This is a genomic window from Crossiella cryophila (assembly GCF_014204915.1).
Taxonomy (GTDB): domain Bacteria; phylum Actinomycetota; class Actinomycetes; order Mycobacteriales; family Pseudonocardiaceae; genus Crossiella; species Crossiella cryophila.
The window spans coordinates 4,333,387-4,356,800 of the sequence record NZ_JACHMH010000001.1; the positions used below are offsets into that span (position 1 = coordinate 4,333,387).

The 23,414-nt window shown below is 71.8% G+C and carries 23 protein-coding genes; 6 read left to right on the forward strand and 17 right to left on the reverse strand.

Features of this window, described 5'->3' with window-relative positions:
* Window positions 1–133: 133 nt before the first annotated feature.
* Window positions 134–1,156, forward strand: coding sequence for an AraC family transcriptional regulator (locus tag HNR67_RS19395; RefSeq protein WP_185003662.1), 1,023 nt, complete (start codon window positions 134–136; stop codon window positions 1,154–1,156).
* Window positions 1,157–1,168: 12 nt separating this feature from the next.
* On the opposite strand, the gene HNR67_RS19400 is transcribed toward HNR67_RS19395, so the two are convergent.
* The gene (locus HNR67_RS19400) at window positions 1,169–1,393 is read right to left on the reverse strand and encodes a hypothetical protein (RefSeq protein ID WP_185003663.1); all 225 of its coding nucleotides are present in this window, start codon (window positions 1,391–1,393) and stop codon (window positions 1,169–1,171) included.
* Window positions 1,394–1,957, reverse strand: a complete 564-nt coding sequence (locus HNR67_RS19405; RefSeq protein ID WP_221489968.1) for a hypothetical protein — start codon at window positions 1,955–1,957, stop codon at window positions 1,394–1,396.
* Between the two features lie 161 nt (window positions 1,958–2,118).
* Here HNR67_RS19405 and HNR67_RS19410 point away from each other — a divergent pair, with 161 nt between their 5' ends.
* Window positions 2,119–2,982 carry a glycoside hydrolase family 16 protein gene (locus tag HNR67_RS19410; protein ID WP_185003664.1) on the forward strand — a complete coding sequence of 288 codons (864 nt, stop codon included), beginning with the start codon at window positions 2,119–2,121 and terminating at the stop codon, window positions 2,980–2,982.
* A gap of 67 nt (window positions 2,983–3,049) precedes the next feature.
* On the opposite strand, the gene HNR67_RS19415 is transcribed toward HNR67_RS19410, so the two are convergent.
* The 5 genes from HNR67_RS19415 to HNR67_RS19435 form a co-directional block, all read right to left on the reverse strand.
* Window positions 3,050–4,144: a hypothetical protein gene (locus tag HNR67_RS19415; protein WP_185003665.1), complete on the reverse strand. Its 1,095-nt coding sequence runs from the start codon at window positions 4,142–4,144 to the stop codon at window positions 3,050–3,052.
* On the reverse strand, window positions 4,132–4,752 hold the full coding sequence (locus HNR67_RS19420) for a hypothetical protein (RefSeq protein ID WP_185003666.1): 621 nt from the start codon (window positions 4,750–4,752) through the stop codon (window positions 4,132–4,134). Before HNR67_RS19420 ends, HNR67_RS19415 begins: the two co-directional genes overlap by 13 nt.
* Before the next feature lie 86 nt (window positions 4,753–4,838).
* Entirely contained in the window at window positions 4,839–5,363 is a 525-nt protein-coding gene (locus HNR67_RS19425; protein ID WP_185003667.1) for a DUF4231 domain-containing protein, read from the reverse strand.
* Window positions 5,364–5,379: 16 nt separating this feature from the next.
* Entirely contained in the window at window positions 5,380–6,123 is a 744-nt protein-coding gene (locus tag HNR67_RS19430) for a glycerophosphodiester phosphodiesterase family protein (protein WP_185003668.1), read from the reverse strand.
* A 9-nt stretch (window positions 6,124–6,132) separates the two neighbouring features.
* The gene (locus tag HNR67_RS19435) at window positions 6,133–7,026 is read right to left on the reverse strand and encodes a LysR family transcriptional regulator (protein WP_185003669.1); all 894 of its coding nucleotides are present in this window, start codon (window positions 7,024–7,026) and stop codon (window positions 6,133–6,135) included.
* Window positions 7,027–7,109: 83 nt separating this feature from the next.
* Between HNR67_RS19435 and HNR67_RS19440 the strand changes: the two genes are divergently transcribed.
* On the forward strand, window positions 7,110–7,973 hold the full coding sequence (locus tag HNR67_RS19440) for a PhzF family phenazine biosynthesis protein (RefSeq protein WP_185003670.1): 864 nt from the start codon (window positions 7,110–7,112) through the stop codon (window positions 7,971–7,973).
* 5 nt (window positions 7,974–7,978) lie between these two features.
* Window positions 7,979–8,596, forward strand: coding sequence for an N-acetyltransferase (locus HNR67_RS19445; RefSeq protein WP_312987623.1), 618 nt, complete (start codon window positions 7,979–7,981; stop codon window positions 8,594–8,596).
* A gap of 22 nt (window positions 8,597–8,618) precedes the next feature.
* Here HNR67_RS19445 and HNR67_RS19450 read toward each other — a convergent pair whose 3' ends face one another.
* From HNR67_RS19450 to HNR67_RS46280, 10 genes are all read right to left on the reverse strand, one after another.
* A complete protein-coding gene (locus HNR67_RS19450; protein WP_185003671.1) occupies window positions 8,619–8,765 on the reverse strand; it encodes a hypothetical protein in 147 nt (48 codons plus the stop codon).
* A gap of 148 nt (window positions 8,766–8,913) precedes the next feature.
* On the reverse strand, window positions 8,914–10,620 hold the full coding sequence (locus tag HNR67_RS19455; RefSeq protein WP_185003672.1) for a GGDEF domain-containing protein: 1,707 nt from the start codon (window positions 10,618–10,620) through the stop codon (window positions 8,914–8,916).
* Window positions 10,621–10,717: 97 nt separating this feature from the next.
* Window positions 10,718–11,887, reverse strand: a complete 1,170-nt coding sequence (locus HNR67_RS19460; RefSeq protein ID WP_221489969.1) for a lycopene cyclase family protein — start codon at window positions 11,885–11,887, stop codon at window positions 10,718–10,720.
* 14 nt (window positions 11,888–11,901) lie between these two features.
* Window positions 11,902–12,816, reverse strand: coding sequence for a ribonuclease Z (locus HNR67_RS19465; protein WP_185003673.1), 915 nt, complete (start codon window positions 12,814–12,816; stop codon window positions 11,902–11,904).
* 38 nt (window positions 12,817–12,854) lie between these two features.
* The gene (locus tag HNR67_RS19470) at window positions 12,855–13,538 is read right to left on the reverse strand and encodes a response regulator (protein WP_221489970.1); all 684 of its coding nucleotides are present in this window, start codon (window positions 13,536–13,538) and stop codon (window positions 12,855–12,857) included.
* Window positions 13,538–14,623 carry a sensor histidine kinase gene (locus HNR67_RS19475; protein WP_185003674.1) on the reverse strand — a complete coding sequence of 362 codons (1,086 nt, stop codon included), beginning with the start codon at window positions 14,621–14,623 and terminating at the stop codon, window positions 13,538–13,540. Before HNR67_RS19475 ends, HNR67_RS19470 begins: the two co-directional genes overlap by 1 nt.
* Window positions 14,624–14,637: 14 nt before the next feature.
* Window positions 14,638–15,375, reverse strand: coding sequence for an ABC-2 transporter permease (locus HNR67_RS19480; protein ID WP_185003675.1), 738 nt, complete (start codon window positions 15,373–15,375; stop codon window positions 14,638–14,640).
* Window positions 15,372–16,091 carry an ATP-binding cassette domain-containing protein gene (locus HNR67_RS19485; protein ID WP_185003676.1) on the reverse strand — a complete coding sequence of 240 codons (720 nt, stop codon included), beginning with the start codon at window positions 16,089–16,091 and terminating at the stop codon, window positions 15,372–15,374. Before HNR67_RS19485 ends, HNR67_RS19480 begins: the two co-directional genes overlap by 4 nt.
* Before the next feature lie 86 nt (window positions 16,092–16,177).
* On the reverse strand, window positions 16,178–16,846 hold the full coding sequence (locus HNR67_RS19490) for a response regulator (protein ID WP_185003677.1): 669 nt from the start codon (window positions 16,844–16,846) through the stop codon (window positions 16,178–16,180).
* Entirely contained in the window at window positions 16,839–18,914 is a 2,076-nt protein-coding gene (locus HNR67_RS46280) for a GAF domain-containing sensor histidine kinase (protein ID WP_185003678.1), read from the reverse strand. The genes HNR67_RS19490 and HNR67_RS46280 overlap by 8 nt, the downstream gene beginning before the upstream one ends.
* 225 nt (window positions 18,915–19,139) lie before the next feature.
* Between HNR67_RS46280 and HNR67_RS19500 the strand changes: the two genes are divergently transcribed.
* Window positions 19,140–19,307 (forward strand): hypothetical protein, encoded by a 168-nt coding sequence (locus HNR67_RS19500; protein WP_185003679.1) that lies wholly within the window; start codon window positions 19,140–19,142, stop codon window positions 19,305–19,307.
* 104 nt (window positions 19,308–19,411) lie between these two features.
* Window positions 19,412–23,356: a sialidase family protein gene (locus HNR67_RS19505; RefSeq protein WP_185003680.1), complete on the forward strand. Its 3,945-nt coding sequence runs from the start codon at window positions 19,412–19,414 to the stop codon at window positions 23,354–23,356.
* Window positions 23,357–23,414: the final 58 nt, after the last annotated feature.

The window sequence follows — 23,414 nt, forward strand, 5'->3', positions numbered from 1 at the left end:
ATTACCGGGTGGGAGCCGCCCGGAATGACCGGATTCAGCCAGGGCTGAAGTGACTCGCCCGTGGCCGGGGCGTGACAGGGAGTCGGTCGCGCTCTGCTGGAATTGACCCAGCCGGCGCAACGGAGGACTGCCTGTGACCCTGTCGGACGAACCCTTCGATCCCAGCAGGCGCAAGGCGTTCCTCGCCGGCGCCGGCTTCGAGGCCATGTACGCGATGTACGTCGACTACTGCGCGCCGGACCCGGTCCGGCTCAGCTCGGCCGACCGGCGCACCGGCCGGTTCTGGACCACCCACCTCACCGGCCTGCCCGACCCGGACCGGATCGGCGGCGTCGGCACCGCGCTCAGCGAGGTGGCCAGCGACTCCGCCTACGAACTCGGCGGACAGGGCAGGCCGGACGGGTACGTGGTGCGGGTGCAGGTGCGGGGCGCCGTCCGGACCGACCTGGAAGGCCACGACCTGGCCGCGGGCCACACCATCCAGGGCCCGGAACAACACCTCACCCAGGCGATCTCGCCCGGCAGCGTGATGCGCTACCTGGTCGTCCCGCCCGCCAAGATCGCCGACGCGCTGCGGGTCCGCCTGGGTGAGGAACCGCGCGGCCTGCTGCACTTCGACCCGGAGATCCGGCACCAGGCACCCGCGGCCGCGGCCTGGCTCGGCCTGGTCAACAGCTGGGCCGACCCCCGGCACGCCCAACTGCTCGCCCAGTCGCCCTTGGCACTGCGCCACTTCGAGCAACTCCTCATCCAGGCTCTGCTGGACGCCCAGCCGCACGCGCTGACCGGCGCGCTGACCCGGCACACCGCGGCCGCCCCGCCCGGCTCGATGCGCCGGGCCATGGCCTACTGCGAGGAACACGCGCACGAACCGATCTCGGTGGCGCACATCGCCGCCGCGGCCGGACTCAGCGTCCGCCAGCTGCAACGCGGCTTCCGCGAACACCTCGGCATCAGCCCACTGGAACACCTGCGCCGGGTCCGCCTCGACCTGGTGCACCAGGAACTCCTGGAGATCGCCGCGGGCCGAGCCACCGGAACGATCACCGAGATCGCCACCCGGTGGGGATTCGCGCACCTGGGGCGGTTCTCCGAGTACTACCGCGGCACCTACGGGCGACCGCCCTCGCACACGGTGCGGGCCGTGCCCGCCTGAGCGGGGCCGGGCTCAGTTGGCCGGATGCACCTCGAGGCAGTTGTCGCTGCCGAGCACCACCCGGCGCCCCGGATAGGCCCGCGCCGCGATCTGCACATCCCGCTCGTCGAACAGGCCCTGGAAGATCAGCACCCCGTCGTACAGCTCGGCCTTCTCCACCCCGGTCGGCCACCGGTGCTGATAGACGTCGACGTCGATGGGTTCCGACGGCGGTGGCAGGTCAGGACCACGATGCATTCACCCAGTATCAACCGTCTGTCCACCCTGTGCCAGAGGTGCTTCGGCGGCACCCCGCCAGGCCCGCTCGAAGACCTCGACGTCGATCTCCATGGCCGCGAACCGGGGGTCGTGCAGGTCGAAGGGCGGGTTGAACGGCCAGTCCCGCTCGGTCGAACGCTCGTGCCCGCCGTCCGGCCGGACCTCCACCTGCCGGAGCCGCCTTCCGTCGGGGCCGAGTTCGACCAGGTAGACCGAATCGTCCTCCGGGTCGTCCTGATCGCTCAGGTACACCAGCGGCCTGCCGACCAGCGCGCCGAACCCCGGCTGATCCCGCTGCCCATCCCGCTCCGCGCGCAGCTCGGCCAGCGCGGGGTCCCCGTCGACCTCGTCGATGTCGACCTCCGCCAGCGACCAGGACGCCGCCGCGCTCAGCTGACCGGGATCGGTGATCACCTCGGTCTCGGCGAGGGTCAGGACGATCTCCTCGGCCGAACGGGCCCGGATCCACCACCACAGGCCACCCATCCCGTAGTCGTGCGACACCAGGAACCGGATCTTGCCGGTGCGATCCACCTCGCTCACGGCGGTCACCCTACGGACCGGATCCGGCCCTCGAACCGGACCGCGCAAGACGGTCGACGGATTGACAGCCGAGTGCCCCACCCGCTGTCATGAATGTCCGCCGCCATGTTGAGAGCGCTCTCTCGTTTCCGGGGAGTGCCCTGACCTCAACTGGAGGCTGCATGTCAACGAGGACGAGCCGACGGAAGTGTGTCACCGTCGCGCTGGCCACCCTCCTGGCCGCGGTCGGCGTCTCCGCTCCGGTGGCACCCGCGAGTGCCGCGCCCGCGGCCTGGGTGCAGGTGTGGAACGACGAGTTCAACGGGCCCAACGGGGCCGGGGTGGACCGCGGGAAGTGGAACTTCGACATCGGCAACGCCCAGGCCAATGGCTGGGGCAACAACGAACTGCAGTACTACACCGACCGGACCTCCAACGCGGCCACCGACGGCGCGGGCAACCTGGTGATCACCGCGCGGCGGGAGACGCACGGGCAGTGCTGGAACGGGCGGGCCTGCGACTACACCTCGGCGCGGCTGCTGACCAAGGGCAAGTTCGAGCGGGCCTACGGGCGGTTCGAGGCGCGGATGAAACTGCCCTACGGCCAGGGCATCTGGCCGGCGTTCTGGATGCTGGGCAACAACTTCCCCGGCACGCGCTGGCCGGACTGCGGCGAGATCGACATCATGGAGAACATCGGCCGGGAGCCCAACACCGTGCACGGCACCTTGCACGGGCCCGGTTACTCCGGCTCCGGCGGGATCGGGGCGTCCAAGGCCTCGCCGGATGGGCGGCCGTACTCGCAGAACTTCCACACCTTCGCCATCGAGTGGTCGCCGACCGACATCAAGTGGTTCGTCGACGGGCAGCAGTTCCAGCGGCGCACCCCGGCCGACCTGGGCGGGCGGCGCTGGGTGTTCGACCACCCGTTCTTCATGATCCTCAACCTGGCGGTCGGTGGGAACTGGCCGGGCAACCCGGATGGCAGCACCGTGTTCCCGCAGCGGTTGAGCGTGGACTACGTGCGGGTGTTCGAGTGGCGTTGATCAGCTGAGGGCAAACGTCGGGGGCCTGTCGCGGCTGTCGCGGCAGGCCCCCGATGTCGTTGGTGGGTCAGTGGCCGAGTTTGGGGTGGCCGTTGGCCTGGCCGAAGCCGTTGGGGCCGGTGATCTCCATCGGGGTGGGGCCGGCGACCTGCCACGGGCCGGGTTTGGTGGCCTTGGGCTTCTGCTCGCGTTCGGCCAGCTCCTGGTGCAGCTGGCGGAGCAGGCCGCGTTCCCGGTCGGTCAGCTTGGCCTCGGCCGAGCTGGTGGCGGGTTCACTCGCCGACGGCAGCGGGAGGTCGGCCATGGCGGGGGTGGACAGCGGGGCGTCCAGGTCCGGGTCGGCCGGGATGGGGTCCATCGCGTGGATGGTGGTGGTGGCCACCGGGTCCTCGTCCGGCCGGATCATCGGCGGCGGCACGGGGGACAGTTCGGTGTCGGCCAGGGCCGGGGGATCGGGGGTGACCACGATCTGGGTGACGTCGGGGCTGGGTGCGGGCGGTGGCGGCGGAGGTTCCGAGCGGGCGCGGCGGGCGACCGGTCGCTCCCGGATCGGCTCGGCCTCGTAGCCGGGCACGTCGATTCGGCGGGCGGTGGCCAGGGCCTTCTCGTGGTACTCGGGCAGTTCCTCGCCGGTGCGGAAGACCTCGATCGAGGAGCGCACGCCCGCCTGCTGCATGGCCCGGTTGAGCTGGTAGACCACGGCCGAGGGGAAGCCCTCCGGGCCGACCTCCATCAGCAGCACCTGGTGCGGCACCGCGCCGGCGGCCGCACCGGCCGGGGTGGTGCGCCAGGTGCCCCAGACCGAGCGCAGCGCGGGCAGCCTGCGCAGCACGCCGGCCAGTACCCGTTCCAGGCCGGGGATGGGGTCGTTGCCGCTGTTGAACCGGTGGCCGTCGCCAAGGCGGACCTCGGAGACCACCACCTGGTCGGCCAGTGCCGGGTCGATGCGCACCTCGTCGAGCACGTGCCGCAGCCGGTACTGCTCGGCCGGGGTGATCGAGATCCGCCCGGCCAGCAGCGCGCCCAGCATCAGCTCGGCCGCTCGCTCGTACTCCAGCAGCGCGGCGTGCTCGCGGGCGGCCAGCACCGCGTCGTCGTCGATCCGGCCCGCCAGCTCCAGCAACAGCTGGTGGATCCGGTCGGCCAGGGTCATGCCGTCCATGCCACGCCTCCCTCGACCCCGACACACACCAGCTCCGCGGCCTCCCAGGCCGCGTGGTGGTAGTCGGGAAGCTCCATCCCCGATGGCAGCACCTCGACGCACGGTTCGTGCTCGCCGAGTGCGCGCAGCACCCGCTGCACCTCACCAGCCAGTCCGGCCAGATCGGCCGAGGCGGTGACCAGGACAACCCGTTTGCCCACCTCACCGGGGCGCTGACCGCGCCGCCAGGTGCAGCGGACCTCGCGCACCCCGGCCCGGCTGCGCAGCGCGGCGGCCAGCACCACGGCCACCGCGTCGCTGCCGCTGGGCGTCTCCGGGTGGTCCAGGCTGAACTTGTGCCCGCTGCGGCCCACCTCGTCCACGACCATGATCGCGGCCAGGGCCGCGCGGTCCGCGCCGTAGGGGGTCAGCGAGTCCGACAGCAGCCGGTGTTCGCGTTCGGTCAGGGCGATCCGGTGTTGCAGCAGGCTGGCCGGCAGCGACCTAGCCAGCACCACCTGCGCTCCGCTGGCGAGCCAGTCCCGGAATCGCCACAGTTGGGCGTCGGGGAGCCGGCCGGCCAGCCGGAGGAGCAGCTCGTGACAGTCGAGCTCGGCAACCTCATGCATGGCCCGCAGCCTAGACCGAAGGGGGCAGCCTTTCAGTCCTTCGGGGGGTCAAGTTGGGGAAAGTATCGATTGATCATGCGTCAGCGTTACTGTCCGTCCGGCTTTTTCTCCCCTGCGGGGCCAGGCTTTTGGGGGAACTGGAGGGCGTCGAAGTAACTCTCCGATTCCTTGCCGCGGATCACGCTGGCCTTGTCGAGCAGGGCCTTCGTCGCGTCGTAGCGGCGCTGCTCCTTGTTCGGCCCGTCCACCAGTGACTGTGCGTGGTGCATCTCCAGCTCCCAGGCCGAGTATGCCTCGGTGAGTTTGAAGTCGCTGCGGCGCAGCAGGCCCCAGTTCTTGTCCCACTGGTAGAAGGAGTGCAGGCCGGTGCTCAGTGCGATGGCCACGCCGATGACCGCGATGGTCAGGTCCTTCTGGGGGAAGGAGATGACCGTGATCAGCGGCAGGCTGATGCTGAGCACGGTGACCAGGATGCCGGTGAACCGGAAGAACCGGCGGTTCCACCGGGACCGGAACCGGTAGCGGTCCCGCAGGTCGATCACATACTGCCGGGCCACCCGCCCGTACTCGCCGTGGTCGGGGTTTGCCGCGGACTTGTCTTTGCCGGCCACCGGTACCGCCCTGGTGTCAATGCTCGCTGGAGGGGACGAACCCGGAGAATATGATGTTGTCGGCCAGTTGTTGAGCCCTTCTCGCCTGAGCGGCCGAACCGACCGGCCAGGCGAGCACCGGCCGCCCCCGGTCCCGCCAGTAGGTGGCGGCCCGCGATGGCAGTGCGGCCAGTTCGAGGCTGAGGAAGTCCGGCCTGGTCACGAAGTTGCCGACCAGGCTGCGGCCGAGGAATCGGCTCACCGGATCGGCTTTGGGCAGCAGTCCGGAGATCTGCCCGAGCGGTACGCGGACACCCAGACGGCGTAACCGGAACACGGCCACCGGGTCGAAGGAGTGCACCGCGACCTCACCCCGGTAACCGCGGAGCTGGCGCAGCAGCGCGGCCTCGATGCCGCGGCCCTCGAGCGGGTGGGCGTGTTTGGTCTCGATGAGCAGTGGGACCCGGCCGTCGACGAGGTCGAGGACCTCGGTGAGCCGGGGGATGCCGTGTCCGGTGCCGTTGAGCCGGAGCGCGCCGAGTTCGGCGGCGGTCTTGGCCCGGACCGGGCCTGGCACGCCGGTGAGCCGGGGCAGGTCGGCGTCGTGGCTGACCACCAGGTCCTCGTCGGCGCTGAACCGGACGTCGAGTTCGCAGGGGAAGCCCTGGCGCAGGGCGGCCTCGAAGGCGGGCAGCGAGTTCTCCGGGATGCCCGCGGTGAGGTCGTAGAGGCCGCGGTGCGCGATGGGCACGGCGGTGAGCCACTTCGGGAGGTCGCCCATCGGCTCAGGCTAGGGCGTGGACCCGCCGGTGGCCCAGTGGGCGCGCAGGGCGGTGGCCACGGCGTGGGTGGCGGGGCTGGGGGAGCGGCGGGGGTCGTGGGTGAGCAGCACGGGGGCCTCGGTGTGCGCCGGGAGCGGCAGGGCGAGCAGGCGGCCCGAGTCGAGGAGGTCGCGGATGGCGATGGTGGGGAACAGACCGAGGCCCAGGCCCCCCGCCACGCAGGAGCGGGCGGCCTCGATGCTGCCGAAGCGGGTGAGCCGGGGCGCGGCGTCCTGGACGGCCAGGAGCCGGTGGGCGAGGCGGTCGCTGTAGAAGCAGCCCTGTTCCAGCAGGAAGAAGCTCTCCCTGGCCAGCTGGGACCAGCGTGGGGTGCGGCCGGCGAGGCGGTGCTCCGGGGCGCACACCAGGGTGAGGGGTTCGTGGCCGAGGGGTTCGGCGGTCAGTTCGGCGGCGGGGGCGGCGTCCAGGGTGAGGGCGAGCTGGGCCTGGCCGGTGTGCAGCAGCCGGGCGCCAAGGGCGGTGCCGGCCGGGAGCAGGTGGATCTCGATCCGCGGTTGCTCGCGGCGCAGGGCGGTGATCAGTTCCGGCAGTCGGTAGGCGCACAGGGATTCGGTGGCGGCCAGGGTGACCTCGCCGCTGGGCGGGCCGTCCGCACCCGCCGCGGTGCGCAGGGCGGCCTCGGCGGTGAGCAGGTCCTCGGCGGGGCGGAGCAGTCGTCTGCCAGCGGCGGTGAGTTCGGCTCCGCCGGGCAGGCGGTCGAACAGGCGGGCGCCGAGCTGTTTCTCCAGGGTGCGGATCTGCACGGTGACCGTGGACTGGGCCAGGTGCAGCTCACTGGCGGTGGCGGTGAAGTTCCCGTTGCGGCTCAACGAGAGGAAGGTGTTCAGCAGCCGAGTGTCCACCCCGCCATGCTATCGCGAATTCCGATTGGCATCATGAGCAACGATCGTTGGACAGCATGACGAATCGGGACGAGGCTGAAGCCATGACACAGCAAGCCACGAGCACTGAGGTGTTGCGCTACACCGCCTTCACCGCCGATCCGGCCGGCGGCAACCCGGCCGGGGTCGTCCTGGACGCCAGGGGCTGGACCGACCAGCGGATGCAGGCCACCGCCGCCTACCTGGGCTACTCCGAGACCGCGTTCGTGTTGCCCGGCGCCGACCCGTGGCGGTCGGAGGTCCGCTACTTCAGCCCACTGGCCGAGGTGGCCTTCTGCGGGCACGCGACGGTGGCCACCGCGGTCGCGCTCACCGAACGCCACGGCCCCGGCGACTACACCTTCGACACCCCGGTGGGCGAGATCCCGGTGCACACCCGGATCACCGACGGCGTGGCCAGCGCGACCCTGACCAGCGTGCCCACCCGGTTCGCGCCGGTGGCGCCCGCGCTGCTCACCGAGACCCTGACCTACCTCAACTGGCATCCACGCGACCTGGACCCGGCGCACCCGCCGGTGGTGGCCTACGGCGGCGGCCACCACCTGGTGCTGGCCGCGCGCACCCGCAAGCGGCTGGCCGACCTGTCGTATGAGTTCGAGCCGCTGGCCGCGCTGATGCGGCAGGAGAACTGGGTGACGTTGCAGCTGGTGTACTTCGACCCGGACGGCACCATCCACTCCCGCAACCCGTTCCCGGTCGGCGGGGTGGTGGAGGATCCGGCCACCGGCGCGGCCGCGGCCGCCCTGGGCGGCTACCTGCGGCCGAACCTGGACCGGCCGACCCTGCTGACCATCCGGCAGGGCGAGGACCTGGGCCGGCCGAGCCTGTTGATCGTGGAGATCGATCCGGCCGATCCGCGGATCCGGGTCACCGGGCAGGCCGTGCCACTGCCGGATCCGGTTCACTAGGCATCGTGCTGAGCGAACTGCTGACCCGGGCCGCGCACGGTGATCCGCCCCCGCCCGACGGGGGCGTGACCGTGCTGCCGCAGGGCGCCGAACAGGTGCCCGCGGTGCTGGCCTTCACCGCGCACCACGTGGTGGTCGCGGATGTGGACCCGGACTGGGTGCGCGCCGAGCTGCCCACCGACGACCTGTCGGCGCCGTTGAACCCGCCGTTCCTGACCGCGTTGTGCGGCCGGATCGGCAGGCAGGTCAACAACATCGACGCGGTGCTGCTCGCACCGGCGGTCCGCGGCGGGCCGGAACTGGAACTGCGGCCAGCCGATACGCGCACGCACGATCGGGTGCGGCTGGCCGAGGAGTTCCGCGCCGAGGTCCGGGTGTGGACCTGCCCTGGCGGACTGGTGCTGCTGGGACGTGGGCTCGGCGGACGCTGGGAGGTCGCGGCCGAGGTGGACCCGGAGTTCCGGGGCAAGGGCCTCGGGCGGGCGCTGTTCGCGTCGGCTCGGGCGTTGACCCCGGCGGGTGAGCCGGTGTGGGCGCAGGTGGCGCCGGGAAACGCGGCCTCGCTGCGTGCGGTGCTGGCCGCGGGCTACCTGCCGCTGGGCGCGGAAGCGCTGCTCAAATAAGCGCTGGTCAGGTAGGGGGTGATCAGGAGTTGTGCTCGGTGTTCTGGGCGGGGATCACCGGCTCGTGGAACAGGGTGTCGTGCGCCCACTGGCCCGACTCGGCCAGGTTCACCGCGATGTGCGGCTGGTCCGTGGTCGGGTGGCTGAACAGGGTGTGCTGAACTGACATTGAGTTTCCGATCTGTCCCGCGCTCCTCGGCCACGGCCCCTGAATGGGCTCACGCTGGCTCGGCGCGGATGACGTGAAGAAGGGGAGTTGCTACTCCCGACATCCACCACGGTACACGACCACGGCGTCGCGGTGGGTGAATATCGGGTCAACCGGTGCGTTGCATGGTCGGGGCGGGGGCCGGGGGCTGGCCGCGCAGCACGTCGGTGCGGGTGGAGCCGGGGCGGCCGAGTACCCAGCTGGATCCGCGCAGGGACTTGGCCTGTTGCTTGAGCGGGGCCAGTAGCCGGGAGGTCTCCCGGTGGTCCAGCACGCTGCCCGCCGCGCACACCAGGGTGGCCATGGACACCGTGATGGAGCGGCCGTTGACCCGCCGGTCCGGGTCCAGTACCGCACCGGCCAGGCGCACCAGGTCGTCCAGCTCGCAGACGACCAGGAAATCGTCGCCGCCGACGTGGCCGACGCAGGCATGGCGCAGGCTCGCGGCCACGTCGGTGAGGCCGCGGCCGAGGTGGCGGATCAGGTCGTCGCCCGCGGCGAAGCCCGCGTTGTCGTTGACCCACTTGAAATTGTCCACGTCCAGCCAGCTCACCGCGAAGATCTGGCCGGTGCTGATCCGCTGGCGCAGATCCCTGGCGATGGCGTCGCTGCCGGGCAACCGGGTCAGCGGGTTGAGCGCGGCGGCGTGTTCGACCTTCATCTCGGCCATGCCGCGGAACAGGTCGGAGAGCCGCACCACGCCAAGGCAACGGCCTGCCTCGTCCAGGACCACCAGGTCGTCGTACATCCGGTCCGAGGCGCCGCCGGACATCAGGTTGAGGGCCTCCATCGCGGTGGCGTTGGTGCCCATCGCACGCGGTTCGTCGGCCAGCCGGGAGGCCGGGCGTTTGGCGTGCAGGGCGTGGCCGTAGGGGCCGGTGACGGCGAGCAGGAACCGGTTCCGGTCGATCGTCCACAGTGGACGTTCTTCGGTGTCGACCAGGACGATGCTGGTGATGTCAGGGCGATCGGCGAAGATCTTGCGCGCCGCGTCCGCGGTGGCGTCCTCGGCGAGCATGGTGGCCGGGCACAGGTATTCGGTGATCCGCGGACCGGCCGTGGCCACCGGGAGTTGCACCGCGCCGACGTCGGAGAGTTCGTTGAGCGCGGCGGAGAGGGTGACCCTGGTGTTGGGGCGGCGGCTGGGCGGGGCGATCAGGTCGCCCTGGACCAGGTGGATCCCGGCCGCGCGCACCGCCTGCAGCTGCTCGCGGGTCTCCACGCCCTGCGCGATGACGGTGGCGCCCGCCTGTTTGCAGGTGTGCGCCAGCCCTTCCAGCAGGGCCTGTTTGCGGCTGTCCTCCGGCAGGCCGGCCAGTACCGCGCGGTCGAGTTTGACCAGGTTGGGTGCGACGTCGAGCAGGAAGGTGAGAGGGATGTCGCCGCCGCCGATGCCGTCGAGGGCGACCAGGAAGCCGATGGTGCGCAGCCGCCGCAGCCGCTCCAGCAACAGGTCCTGGTCCAGGTGCGAGATCGGGTCGCCGATCTCCAGGATGACCTCGCGCGGGCGGCGGCCGGTGGCGCGCAGCGCGCCGAAGAGCGCTTCCATGCCCGCCGGGTCCTCGACCACGGTGTCGGCCAGGATGTTGAGGTGCAGCGGCAGCAGCGTCTCGTGTTCGGAGGCGAACTGCACCGCGAGCACGGCCAGTTCGATGTCGAGTTCGGTGAGGCGGCCGGCTTCGGCCGCCGTGCGGAACAGGTCGTGCACGTGTCCCCGTAGCGGCCGGGCGAGCGCCTCGACCGCGACCACACCGCCGGTATTGGTATTGACCAGCGGCTGGAAGGCGACATGCACTTGGTCCAGCAGCGTGGGCACGTGCCGATCGTGCCCGGAAAATCACCAGACTTGGAGGCCGTTCACCAGGAGTTCACAGAGTCTGTGTCGCTTCGTCTCATAGGTTGAGCAGAGCCGCTCACAACCGCCCAAGAAACGCCATCCGGGTGCGCGTTCCCCACGGTGCGTGCTTGAAGAGCCCGGCCATGGCCGCCGCGGTGCCGCGCACGTCCTCCCGGCCGGAGAGGTAGTGCGCCTGGTCGGATTCGGGCATGGCGAAGAACAACTCGAAGAACCGGGGCAGATCGGCCGCGGGCAGCGCGAGCAGCACGCGCAAGCCGCTGCGGCGCAACGCGTGCACCGCCTTGGCCGCGGGGGACCACAGCACCCGCCAGCCGGCGGCGGCCGCGGCGTGCGGTCCGGCGGGCAGCGCGGTGTGCACGGCCTCGGCGACGCGGGGGGCCAGGGCGAGGGCGGTGGCCACGCTGAACCCGGTGGCCGGGTGCACCAGTCCGGCGGCCGCGCCGAAGGGCAGCAGGCCGCGCACGCTGGGCGGTGGATCGTCCACTCTGAACCGGACGCGTTCCTGGGTTTCGTTGCCGGACAAGGAGATCCCGTAGCGGCCGAGCCGGTCGGCGAGTTTGCGGCGGAGTTCCGGGTAGCCGAGTCCCGGCCGCCGGGCGAGGGAGGTCTCCTCGATCAGGGTGCGGCCGTCGCCGAGTGGCTGGGCGTAGAGGAAGGTGGGCCAGTCGGTGGGTCCGTTGCTGGCGTGCCGCCAGTCCATGAACACCGCTTCCTCCGCCGGGACGAGTGCGGTGACCGCCTCGGTGGGCAGCAGCACGCCGTAGGCGGTCTGTTCGGCGGCGGGTCGGCGGGGCCGTCCGCCGCAGAGGGTGCGCCGGTCGCCGGTGGCGTCCACCACGAGGCGGGCGGCCAGGGCGACGCCGTCAGTGAGCTGGACCAGGCTGCCGTCGTGGGTGTGCGCGACGGTGATGGCCGAGCCCTGGCGCACGGTCAGCGCCGGGTGCTGGAGGTACTCGCGCAGCGCGGTGTTGTCCAGCAGCGCGTACCGGCGGCTGAGTTCGTGCCTGGTCTCGGCGATGGCCACGGTGCGCGCGGGGCAGCTGCGCACGGCCGCGCCGGGCAGGTCGAGGGGCAGCTCGTCGGTCCAGGCCGCGTAGGTCTGCCGCCACGGCCTGCCGGGCGCGGGGTCGAGCACCGTGGTGGCCAGGCCGAGCCGGGCACAGGCTCCGGCCAGCGCGAATCCCGCCGGACCGCCGCCGACCACCAGAACGTCCTGCACGTGCATCAGCGAATCATGCGCTACCGCCGCGGGGGAACCGCGATCCGGTCGAGATCGGCGGCGACCACGAGTTCGCCGTCGAAGTGCTTGGCCGCCTCGGCCCGGAACAGCTCAAGATCGGGATAGCGCTGGGAGAAGTGGGTGAGCACCAGTTTGCGCACCCCGCATTCGGCGGCGACGAGCCCGGCCTGCCCGGCGGTGAGGTGCCCGACCTGGGCGGCGAGTTCGGCCTCGGTGTCCAGGAAGGTCGATTCGATGACCAGCAGGTCGGCGTCCCTGGCCAGGGTGAACACGTTCTCGCACAGCCCGGTGTCCATCACGAAGGCGAACTTCTGCCCTGGTCTGGGCACGCTGACCTCGGCCAGCTCGACCCGGCGGCCGTCCACGTCGAGGTGGCCGTCCCGGCGGAGCTGGCGGACTTGCAGGCCGCTGATCCCGGCTTCGGCGAGTTTGTCCGGGAGCATGCGCAGCGAGTCGGGTTCGACCAGCCGGTAGCCGTAGGCCTCGACCGGGTGGGCCAGGCGGCGGGCTTCCAGGGTGCCGAAGCCGCCGGTGGCCAGCACACCGTCGCCGGTGATCGGTTCCTCGCGCAGCTCGGCGGTCTCGTGGAAGGCGGCGGCGTAGCGCAGCCGGTGGAAGTAGGCGGCGCCGGAGGCCGGGTAGTGCGCGTGCACCGGGTGCGGGACCTTGTCCAGGGACAGCCGTTGCACGATGCCGGGCACGCCGAGGCAGTGGTCGCCGTGGAAGTGGGTCAGGCAGAGCCGGGTGATCGTGCTGGCCGCGACTCCACTGTGGACCATCTGCCGCTGGGTGCCCTCGCCGGGATCGAACAGGAAGCCCTGGTCGTCCCAGCGCAGCAGGTAGCCGTTGTGGTTGCGGGCCCGGGTGGGCACCTGGCTGGCGGTGCCCAGGACGATCAGCTCGCGGTTCGACACGGTGGCGACTGTAGGCGGGGGATCGGGCGTGGGCACGTCTATTCGCGGCCGGGGCGGACGATGCCGTGCTCGTAGGCGAAGACGATCACCTGGGCCCGGTCGCGCAGGCCGAGTTTGGTCAGGATGCGGCCCACGTGCACCTTGATGGTCAGCTCGGACAGGTGCAGCCGGGCGCCGATCTCCCGGTTGGACAGTCCCTTGGCCAGTGCGCGCAGCACCTCGTGTTCGCGGCCGGTGAGCGGATCGGGCAGCGCGGCCAGGGGGTCGGGTCGTTCGGGCACGGGCACCTGTTCGGCGAAGCGGGCGATCAGCCGCCGGGTGACCGCGGGGGCCAGCGCGGACTCCCCGGCGGCGACCACCCGGATGCCGTGCAGCAGTTCGGCGGGGGCGGCGTCCTTGAGCAGGCTGGGGTTGTTTTTTTGGCACGACGCCCCGGCGCGCAGCGCGTCGTAGACGTACTCGTCGAGGTCGAAGGTGGTCAGCACGACCACCTTGGCCGGGGAGCCGTCGGCGATGATCCGGCGGGTGGCCTCGATGCCGTCCATGCCGGGCATGCGCACGTCCATCAGCACCACGTCCGGGCGCAGTGCCCTGGTCATGGTGACCGCCTCCGCACCGCCGCCCGCCTCGCCGAGCACCTCGAGGTCGGGTTCGGGGTTGAGCACGGAGCGGAATCCCAGGCGCAGCAACGGTTGGTCGTCCACCAGCAGCACGCCGACCATCAGACCTCCCAGGGCAGGCGCGCGTGCACCCGCCAGCCGCCGCCTGCCACGGGGCCGGCGCTGACGGTGCCACCGTAGGCGGCGGCGCGTTCGGCGATCCCGGCCAGGCCGTGTCCACCGTCGCCGGGGTGGCCGCTGCCGGTGTCGGTGATCTCCAGGTCGACCTCGGAGTCACTGTGGCGCAACCGGACCTGGGCGAGCACGCCGGAGCCCGCGTGCCGCAGGGTGTTGGTCAGGGCTTCCTGGGTGATCCGGTAGACGATCAGGCCAATGCCGGGATTATCCTTGTCCGGCAAGCCTTCCTGGTGGAATTCCACCGGCAGTCCGGCGGCCCGGACCTGGTCCACGAGGTCCGGCAGGTCGGCCAGACCCGGTTGCGGGGCAAGGGGTTGCTCGCCTTCGCGGAGCAGGCCGACCAGGCGGCGCATGTCGGTGAGGGCGGCCCGGCCGGTGGCCGAGGTCTTGGCCAGCAGGTCCGGGGCGTTGGCCGGGTCGGCGGCGGCGCCGTCGGCGAGGGCGACCATGACGGCGAGGTTGTGCGCGACGATGTCGTGCACCTCCCTGGCGATGCGGACGCGTTCGGCGGTGGCCGCGGTGCGGGCCTGGTGCTCGAGCTGCTGCCGCCGGTAGTCCTGGTGCAGGCGCTGGCTGAGGCCGAGCACCACGGTGGCGGTGAGCACGGAGAGGATGCCGATCAGCACCTCTCCCGGCGGCCCGCTGTACACCCAGGTCCAGCCCAGCGCCAGCACGAACACCACGACCGGTGCCCACAGGTGGTGCGGTGACCGGTGCCGGGCGACCGCGTACAGCGCGAACAGGGGCGCGGTGATCAGGAACACCCCGGTGAACCCGATCTGGGTGCTGAGCATCGCGAACGCGGCCACCACCCAGAACACGGTCAGCGGCGCCCGCCGTCGCCACACCAGGGGCAGGTGCACGGCGAGGAAGAACAGCCAGCCCACGTCGGCGATGCCGGTGCTGTCCTCCAGGACGCCGGGCGCCTCGTCGCCGCCGAGGGTCACCGGCAGCACCAGGGCGGCGGCGAGCACGGCAAGTCCGGCGTCGGCGAATCGTGGTCGATCCATGGTGTGCCCCCCGGTCACAGCTCGCGGCGGCGCAGCATCGCGGCGGCGCACCCGAGTAGGAGTATGGCCCAGCCCAGTCCCACCGCGGTGCCCTGGCCCGGGGTCAGCAGCAGTGGGGAGCCGGTGGTGAACATGGCCTGTAGCGCGAAGGTCGGCAGGTAGGGCAGCACGAGGTCGTGCAGGTCGGTGGGCAGCGAGCCGAGCAGGGCCTGCGGCAGGAGTACGAGGCCGAGCACGAATACGCCGATCGCCCCGGCCAGGCCGCGGACCAGGGTGCCCACGGCCAGCCCGAAGATCGCGGTGAGCGCGGTGGCCTCGGCCGCGCCGAGGACGGCGAGCAGCGCACCGGGGTCGCCGAGGCCGCGTGGCCGGGTCGCGAATGCCTGGTGGGCCAGGAAACCGCCGAGGTAGCCGGCGAGCAGCACCGGCAGGGTCGCGGCGAACAGGACGACAGCCTTGGCCCACAGCACCGGCAGTCGTCGCGGCACGGCCAGCAGGGTGGTGCGGATCAGGCCGGAGCTGTGCTCACCGGCCATGAAGAGCACGCCGAAGATGCCGAAGGTCAAGGCGTAGACCAGGAATCCGCCGCCGACGGCCTCGGTGAGGGTGGCCGGGCGGTGCCGGTTGTGCCAGCCGATCAGTCCGGAGAGCAGGGTCAGGGCGAGGGGCAGGCCGAGCAGGACCAGCCAGGCGGTGCGGGTGGACAGGAGTTTGGTCCACTCGGCGCGGACCACCCGGGGGAAGGTGATCACCTGACCGCCCCGAACTCGACGGAGTTCCTGGTCAGCGCCAGGTAGGCGGGTTCCAGTGAGCCGTCGGCGGCGCGCAGGTCGGTGAGCGGGGCGTCGGCGAGCAGGCGGCCGCGGCCGAGGATGAGCAGGTGGTGCGCGGTCAGGGCCATCTCGCTGAGCAGGTGGCTGGAGACGAGCACGGTGCGGCCCTGGGCGGCCAGCTCGTGCAGCAGCAGGCGCAGCCAGTGCACGCCGTCGGGGTCGAGGCCGTTGGTGGGCTCGTCCAGGACGAGCACGGCGGGGTCGCCGAGCAGCGCGGCCGCGATGCCCAGTCGTTGCCGCATGCCGAGGGAGAACCGGCAGGCGTGGCGGTCGGCGGCGGCGCTGATCCCGGCCAGGGCGAGCACCTGGCCGACCCGGGAGTCGGGCAGGCCGTGGGTGTGCGCCAGGGCGCGCAGGTGTTGCCGGGCGGTGCGTTCCTGGTGCACCGGGGTGGCTTCCAGGAGCGCGCCGACCCGGCGCAGCGGGTCCGGCAGGTCGGGGTAGTGGCGGCCGCCGATGGTGGCGCGGCCACTGGTGGGCCGGGTCAGGCCGAGCAGCATGCGCAGGGTGGTGGACTTGCCCGCGCCGTTGGGGCCGAGGAAGCCGGTGACCCGGCCGGGTAGCACCGTGCAGGACAACTCGTGCACGACGGTCGTGCCGCCGTGGCGTTTGGTCAGTCGGTCGAGCTGGATCATGGCCCTGACGTTAGGAATCCGGGCTGCTCACCGTCGTCTGCCACAGGTCGGCGGCTTCCCGGGGCCGACTACGACCAAGGTCGTACTCAGGCGTGCCGCAGGTAGGTCAGCACCGCGCTGACCCGGCGGTGCACCTGGGGTTCCTCGGCCAGGCCGAGTTTGGCGAAGGTGGAGTTGACGTGTTTCTCGATGGTGGACTCCGACAGCGTCAGGTACTCCGCGATGGCCCGGTTGGTCTTGCCCTGGGCCATGTGCCGCAACACTTCCAGCTCGCGCGGGCTGAGCCGGGTCAGTGGCGCGTCGGCGGCCTTGGCCCGGCTGCCCAGCAGCACCTCCACGATCCGCGGGTCGATCACCGAGCGGCCGGCGCGGACCTCGTGCAGGGCGCGCAGCAGTTCGTCGACCTCGCCGATGCGTTCCTTGAGCAGGTAGGCCAGGCCGTCGGTGCCGTGCTGGAACAGGTCGAAGGCGTACTGCTCGTTGGCGTGCTGGGAGAGCACCACCACGCCGATGTCCTGGTGGTGCACCCGGATGTGGTGCGCGGCGGTGATGCCCTCGGTGTTGTGGCCCGGCGGCATCCGGATGTCGGTGATCACCGCGTCCAGGCGGAACCGGCGGACCGCGTCCAGGAGTTCCTCCGCGGTGCCCACCGCCGCGACCACCCGCACCTCGCCGCTGTCCTCCAGCAGGCGCCGGGTGCCCTCGCGCACCAGGTAGTGGTCCTCGGCGATGACGATCCGCAGCGGCTCAGGCATCAGCGGTGTTCTCCACGATCTCGATAGGACGGTCCGAAGTGGACGGTTCGCGGGCCGCGGCGGGTAGCCGGGCGGTGATGGTGGTGCCCGCGCCGGGGGTGCTGGCGATGGTGAGCGCGCCGCCGACCGCCTCGGCCCGGTCGCGCATGCCGGTCAGGCCGAGTCCGCCGCCGCCGTGCCGGAAACCGCGGCCGTCATCGCGCACGTCCACGATCAGTTCGCCGTCGAGGTGTCCGAAGTGGATGGTCACCGCGCCGGCCCCGGCGTGCTTGAGCACGTTCGTCAGTGCCTCGGAGATGAGGAAGAACGCCGATTCCTCCACGTCCACGCCGAAGCGGGCGGCCCGCAGGTCGGGCGGGCAGTCCACGGTCACCGGGATCGGCAGCCGCCGGGCCCGTGAGGTGACCGCGGCGATCAGGCCCTGGTCGGTGAGCACCGGCGGGTGGATGCCGTGGGCGAGTTCGCGCAGTTCGTCGATGACCCGGTAGGCGTCGTCCTGCACCTCGGTGAGGGTGTTCCCGGCCGCCTCGCCACCGCGGTTGAACTGGTTGCGGGCCAGCCGCAGCTTGGCCACCAGCGCGACGAGTTCCTGCTGGATGCCGTCGTGCAGCTGCCGTTCGATCCGCCGCCGCTCGGTGTCCTGGGCCTGCACGATCCGGGTCCGGGACGCCTCCAGCTCACTGGCCTGCCGGGACACCTGTTCGACCTGCACGCCAAGGGCCTTGGCCAGGTTGGCGTTGTGCACGGCCAGTGCGGCCTGCCTGGCCAGGCTCTCCACCAGCGCGTGGTCCTCCGGGGTGAACCGGCCCTCCACCTTGGGTCCGTACTCGATCACCCCGAGCTGTTCCTCGGCGTGCCGCAACGGGAACCGGGTGGCCGCCTCCTCGGTGACCGTGCCGGCCACGCTGACCACCGGCGGGCTGCACGGATGGGCGGCGCCGCCGAGTTCGACCCTGGCCCATTTGAGGTTCAGCCCGCTCTGCAGGCTGCTGGCCAGGTGTGGGGCCAGCCGGGGCAGGTCGTAGGCGTGCTCCAGGGTGGTGCCGAACTGCACCAGCAGCTCGAACCCGGTCAGCCGCGGCCCGTACACCCGGCGCGCGGCGGCCTGGTTGAGCTGCGCGCGCAACGGCTGGAACAGCAGCATCGCGGTGGCGGTGACCAGCGCGACCAGCCCGACCGGCAGGTACTGGCCCGCGGTCCAGCCCAGCATGGTCGCGGTTCCCAGGTACCAGCAGCCGATGACCAGCCACAACAGGCCGTAGACCACCGAGCGCGGCACCACGATGTCCACGCCGAGCAGTTGCCTGCGCAGCGCGGCGACCACCACGATCACCGGGACCAGCGAGTACGGCAGGGTGCCGATCAGCCGGCCGATGACGTAGTACCAGCCCTCGTCGATGTCGACCCGCCAGTCGCGGGTGAGCAGCAGCACCGCCCTGGCCAGCATGATCGCGATGGTGAGGATGGCCAGCGAGGTCAGCCAGGGCTGCGGCCGCCCGTCCCGGCGGGCCAGCAGGCAGCGGATCAGCAGCATGATCCCGGCGCCCACGTGCAGCCAGGCGAAGGGCTTCTGCGACCACAGGTACATCATCTCGATCGGCAGCCCGGCCAGCGCGGCGATCAGCGGCGCGGGTAGCAGGAACCACAGCGAGCGCAGCAGGATCCGCTCGTAGCGGTGCCGGTAGCCGCCGTCGGGCAGCAGCGCGACCAGGTAGATGATCAGGATGTTGAAGACGAACTCGAGGGTCTCGTTGCCGGTGGAGCCGAACCACACCCAGAAGCCGGCTGGCTGCCAGTCCTGCGGCGTGGTGAGGAAGTGCAGCGGGTAGTTGGTGGCCAGACCGATCGCCAGCAGCGAACCGAACACCATCAGTCTTCGCCCGACCGGGTGGCTGGGGGCGGCCCGCCAGACCAGCAGCCCGGCCGCGTAGCAGGGCAGCACCGCGGTCAGCGCCCAGGACAGGGTCAGTCGCGCGGGCAGCAGGAACAGCGTCACCGGGATCGTGATCAGCAGACTCAGCCCGGCGGCGGTAGCCAGCAGCCGAATGGGCCAGTCCTTCCCCGTCACCCGCTCATTCTGCGGGCTGCCGCCCCCGCGCGTACAGGAAGGTCACACCACACCGCTATGGCGGAAAACCTCCATAGCGATTCAAGGCGGGCCTGGTTATGCGCGGCCGCGCGGCCCGGAAGACTTCGGCAGGCAAGAGGATGACGGAAGGGCCCCCTTTTCGACGCGGGTTCCTGGAGCACCTGGGGGTGTCCAGGAGCCCGCGTCTCGGCGTTGGGAACCGTGATGGGCGTTCGGATCAGTCACCGCGACTCGGTGCACTCCCTGGTCGGCCCGCGGGCCGCCGCCCTGCCCCGCTGGGCGCCGCACCGCACCACCCCGGCCGGTGCCGCCACCCAGGAGACGGGTGGCGCCGATCGGCAGGCCGCGGCAGGTTCGGCCAGGTCAACGTAACGCGAGCCGTATTCACTGGACGTTGAATACGGTCCGGGTCTCCCGGGAACACGCACAGACTGCCAAGACTCGGCTGCGTCGTGGACCACCCGAGAGGACAACCCATGCGCGCTCGACCGTGGCGGCGCAGACTCGCCACCGCCCTGCTCACCGGCGCCCTCCTAGTAGGCGCCGCCGGTACCGCCCCACCCGCCGCGGCCGCGGTGCCGATCGATCTCGGCGGGCTGGCGAACACCCTGCTGGGCAGCTACCTCCGCATCGTCGACGCCGACCGCGACTACGCCCGGCACCTGGTGGCCACCGCGGAACTCGCCGACTGGCGGGCCGCGAACGCCCAGGCCGACCAGAACGCGCTGACCGCGCACCTGGCCGCCACCCAGCAGGCCATCGAGACCGCAGTGCCCGAGCGGGTGTGGGCGCAGCAGACCCACGAGGTGGTCGGGGCCAGCCTGCACGCGCTGCGGTCCGCGCCCGGCGCGCTGCTCACCGGCCCGCGGATCGAGCAGCTCACCGCCGCGCTCGTCGGCCGGGACGCGCCAACACTCACGGGCAGGATCGCCGACCGGATCGGCGGCGCGCTGCCGCACCTGGCCTGGAACACCGGCTTCGACAACGCCCAGGCCGCGGTCTGGACCGCGCTGGGCGGCACCGCCAGGGTGGACGCCGCGTTCAAGGGCGCCTGGGACGCCGGGGTCGGCGCGCTGATCGGCGTCGGCGCGGCGATGAACCACACCCAGCTCGGCGCGCTGCCCCGGCTCAAGCAGGTGCTCGACGTGGCGCCGGTGCTGGCCGCGGCGGCCAACCCGGTCCAGTTCCGGACGCTGACCAGGCAGTTGATCACCAGCCAGGTCCAGGTGGTCAGCACCGAACGCCAGGCCGGTTTCACCAGCATGGTGGCGATCTCGATCACCGTGGTGGCCGGCAAGCCGGAAACGCCGGAGGAGAAGCGCAAGGCCGAGGCCGAGGCGGCGGAGAAGAAACGCCAGGGCATCCTCAACGGGGCCAAGGGCGCCATCGACGGCCTCGCCTGGCTGGTCGGCCGGGACGACCCGGAGGGCGCGCGGCAGATCAAGGCCCTCGCCGCCGGTGCGTTGCAGATCGCCACCGCGGTGAACAAGGCGGTCACCGCGTTCAAGCTGATCGACAGCGTGTTCTCGATGGCCACGGTGGCCTTCACCGGCAACGTGATCGGCGCGATCAGCACCATCGCCTCGCTGTTCGCCGGCGCCGGGCCGACCGTGGAGCAGTTGATCTTGGAGGAGATCGGCAAACTGCGCGAGCAGGTCGCCAAGCTGCACGAGGACATGACCAGGCAGTTCGCCCGGATCGACCGGCGGCTCGACGACATGTACACCGGGATCTCCCAGCAGCTCCAGCAGCTCGACGCCGCGGTGGAGGTGGTCAAGGGCCGGGTCGCCGAGGTGGCCCAGCACCTCACCGAGCTGGAGGTGCGCACCCAGGCCATCGGCAACGCGGTCACCGAGGGCATCGCCAACACGCTGGCCCAGCCGACCTGGGACAACGCCAACCTGGTGATCGACTACAAGCGCACCCGGCCGGGTCAGCCGGTCACCTTCGCGATGTATGACCAGGCGGAGAACGTCTTCCAGCTGGCCGGGCACCGGACCGCCGCGCTGGCCCCGTTCGTGGTGCCGGCAGGCAACTACGGCACCGATCCGGCCACCGCGCGCACCAACCTGAGCACGCACGGCACCACCGGCACCGTCCGCTACCTGGCCGCCTACGCCCGCGCCCGGCTCGACGGCGCCTTCCCGGTGCCGGAGGAGGTGGTCAACCCGGCGCTGTGGAAGGTCGCCGCCAACGCCTACACCCTGCTCGCCGCGCAGAACCCGGAGCACGCCAGGAAGATCGTGCCGGAGCGGGCCGCCGCGGTGGTCGAGGAGGGCCTGCGGCTGCGCGAGGCCGCCGCGCGGTTCAGCGAGCCCGGCCCCGGCGGCGCCACCAACACGCTGTTCACCAGCCTGCTGAACAACTACCGGAACGAGCTGGTCCGGTTCTTCGAGGAGACCGCCAAGCGGGCCACCGAGGTCACCAGGGACCGGTACAGCCTGTGGCACGGGCCGAAACAGGACGTGGCCGACGCGCCCGGGGTGATCGGGCCGGACGAGGTCCCGCGCTGCACCGCCGGTCCCGCCCAGCCGCTGACCCGGCCGGGCAAGGTGGACGGCTCGACGTTGCCGCCCGCGCAGATGTTCGCCCGCAACGTGCTGCCCAACCCGCCCGCCTACGCGGCCTGCTGGACCGCGCCGGAGTGGGTCAACGAGACGATCAGCATCGTGCCCAAGGAGTGCGAGCGGCCCGGCGAACGCGGCTGCGAGATCCACTACAAGTGGGCCGACCTGCGGGTGCAGTTCCAGCAGAACCTGCGCTGGCCGAGCGGGGAGAACCTCGCCGGCCGCTGGCTGACCGGGATCACCAAGCGGATGGTGGTGCAGACCTGCCACGGCAGCAAGAACGGCGTGACCGGGGGCTGCCAGGACCGGGCCGACGCACGGCAGGTCCTGGTCAACGAGTGGGGCACGCTGCGGGAGAACTTCGACCGCACCGCCACCTGGGTGGATCCCGAGATCGCCGAGCAGACCGCGGTCGGCCACATGACCGAGTTCCTCAAACAGCGCCAGCGCGAGTACTACTCGATCACCGCCAGGCACATCAGGGACACCGACGCGGCGCGTGATCTCAACCTGGCGGTCAGCCTGCTGCGCGCCTACACCGAACTGGGCTTCCCCAGGGCCCTGGAGACCGACGACCACCTGCGGGCCCTGCTCTACGGCGGCCACGCGCTGCACACCAGCGGCGGCGGTGACGGTCACCTGCTGGCCGGGACCTACGACCAGGCGGCGGCCAACCTGGCCGCGGGCAAGCCGCCGTGGGAGTCCGACCAGCACGAGAGCCCGGACTGCCCGCGGCTGCCCGGCCTGAGCAGCCAGGACCCGTTCGCGGTGTGCACGGCGGCCAGCGCGAAGCTGCGGCTGGACCGGCTCGGCGGGCGCTACGCCGAGCAGTTCAAGCAGCGCTGGGAAGGCACCGACCAGTCCCTGCCCGAGGTGCAGCGACTGGCCCGCTCGCTGTGGCTGGTGATCAAGGCGGCCCACCCGGCCAGCACGCTGAACCCGCGACTGGACCTGCCCGCGCCGATCGCCCCGGCGCAGGCACGCTGGTCCCAGCCGGTCTCGGTCGAGGACGCGGCCACCCCGCACGGCGGCGCGGCCACGGTCACCTTCCAGGGCAGGCAGCACATCGCCTGGCGGGGCGCGGACAACCAGCTCTACGCGTCCTCCACTGTGGACGGTCGAAGCTGGACGCCGAAGGTGCTGGTGGGCTCGGGCGGCGAGGTCGGCGCGCACCAGTCGCTCGCGGTGTTCCAGGGCAAACTCGTGCTGTCCTGGCGCTTCGGCGTCCCGCAGCGGCCGTCCGCGCCCCGGCTGGCGACCAGCCCGGACGGCCAGACCTGGACCGCCGCCCCGGTCAGCCCCGGGCTGGGCGACGGTAAGGAACCGGCGGTGCTGGCCGAGCACAACGGCACCCTGTACGCACTCACCCGCGGCTTCGACCAGGCCCTGTCCCTGTCCAGCACCACCGACCTGGTCACCTGGACGGCGAAGCAGCGGATCCTGCCCGACCAGCTCAGCAGCCACCGGGCCGCGCTGACCGCCGCCAACGGCAGGCTGTACCTGGCCTGGAAGGCCGCGGACAGCCCGGAGATCCGGCTGGCGACCAGCCAGGACGGCCGCACCTGGAGCGGACCCGCCCGGGTCTCCGACGGCGGCACCAGCACCGGAGTGGCGCTGACCGTGGCCCAGGGCAAGGTCCACGCCGCCTGGCAGGGCCTGGACCCGGACCGGACCATGCACCTCGCCGCCACCACCGACGGCGTGACCTGGACCCCGCGGCACAGCCTGGCCCGCACCTCCCGGACCGCCCAGCAACCCGCGCTGACCGCCCTCGGCGGCAGGCTGCGGGCGGTGTGGCTGGCCGAGGACAGCCAGTACCTGATGTCGGCCACCAGCGCCGTGCTGCCCGGCTGACCCGATGATCGGAAAGGCGGCCGCACGGACCCCGTGCGGCCGCCTTCGCCCAGCTCAG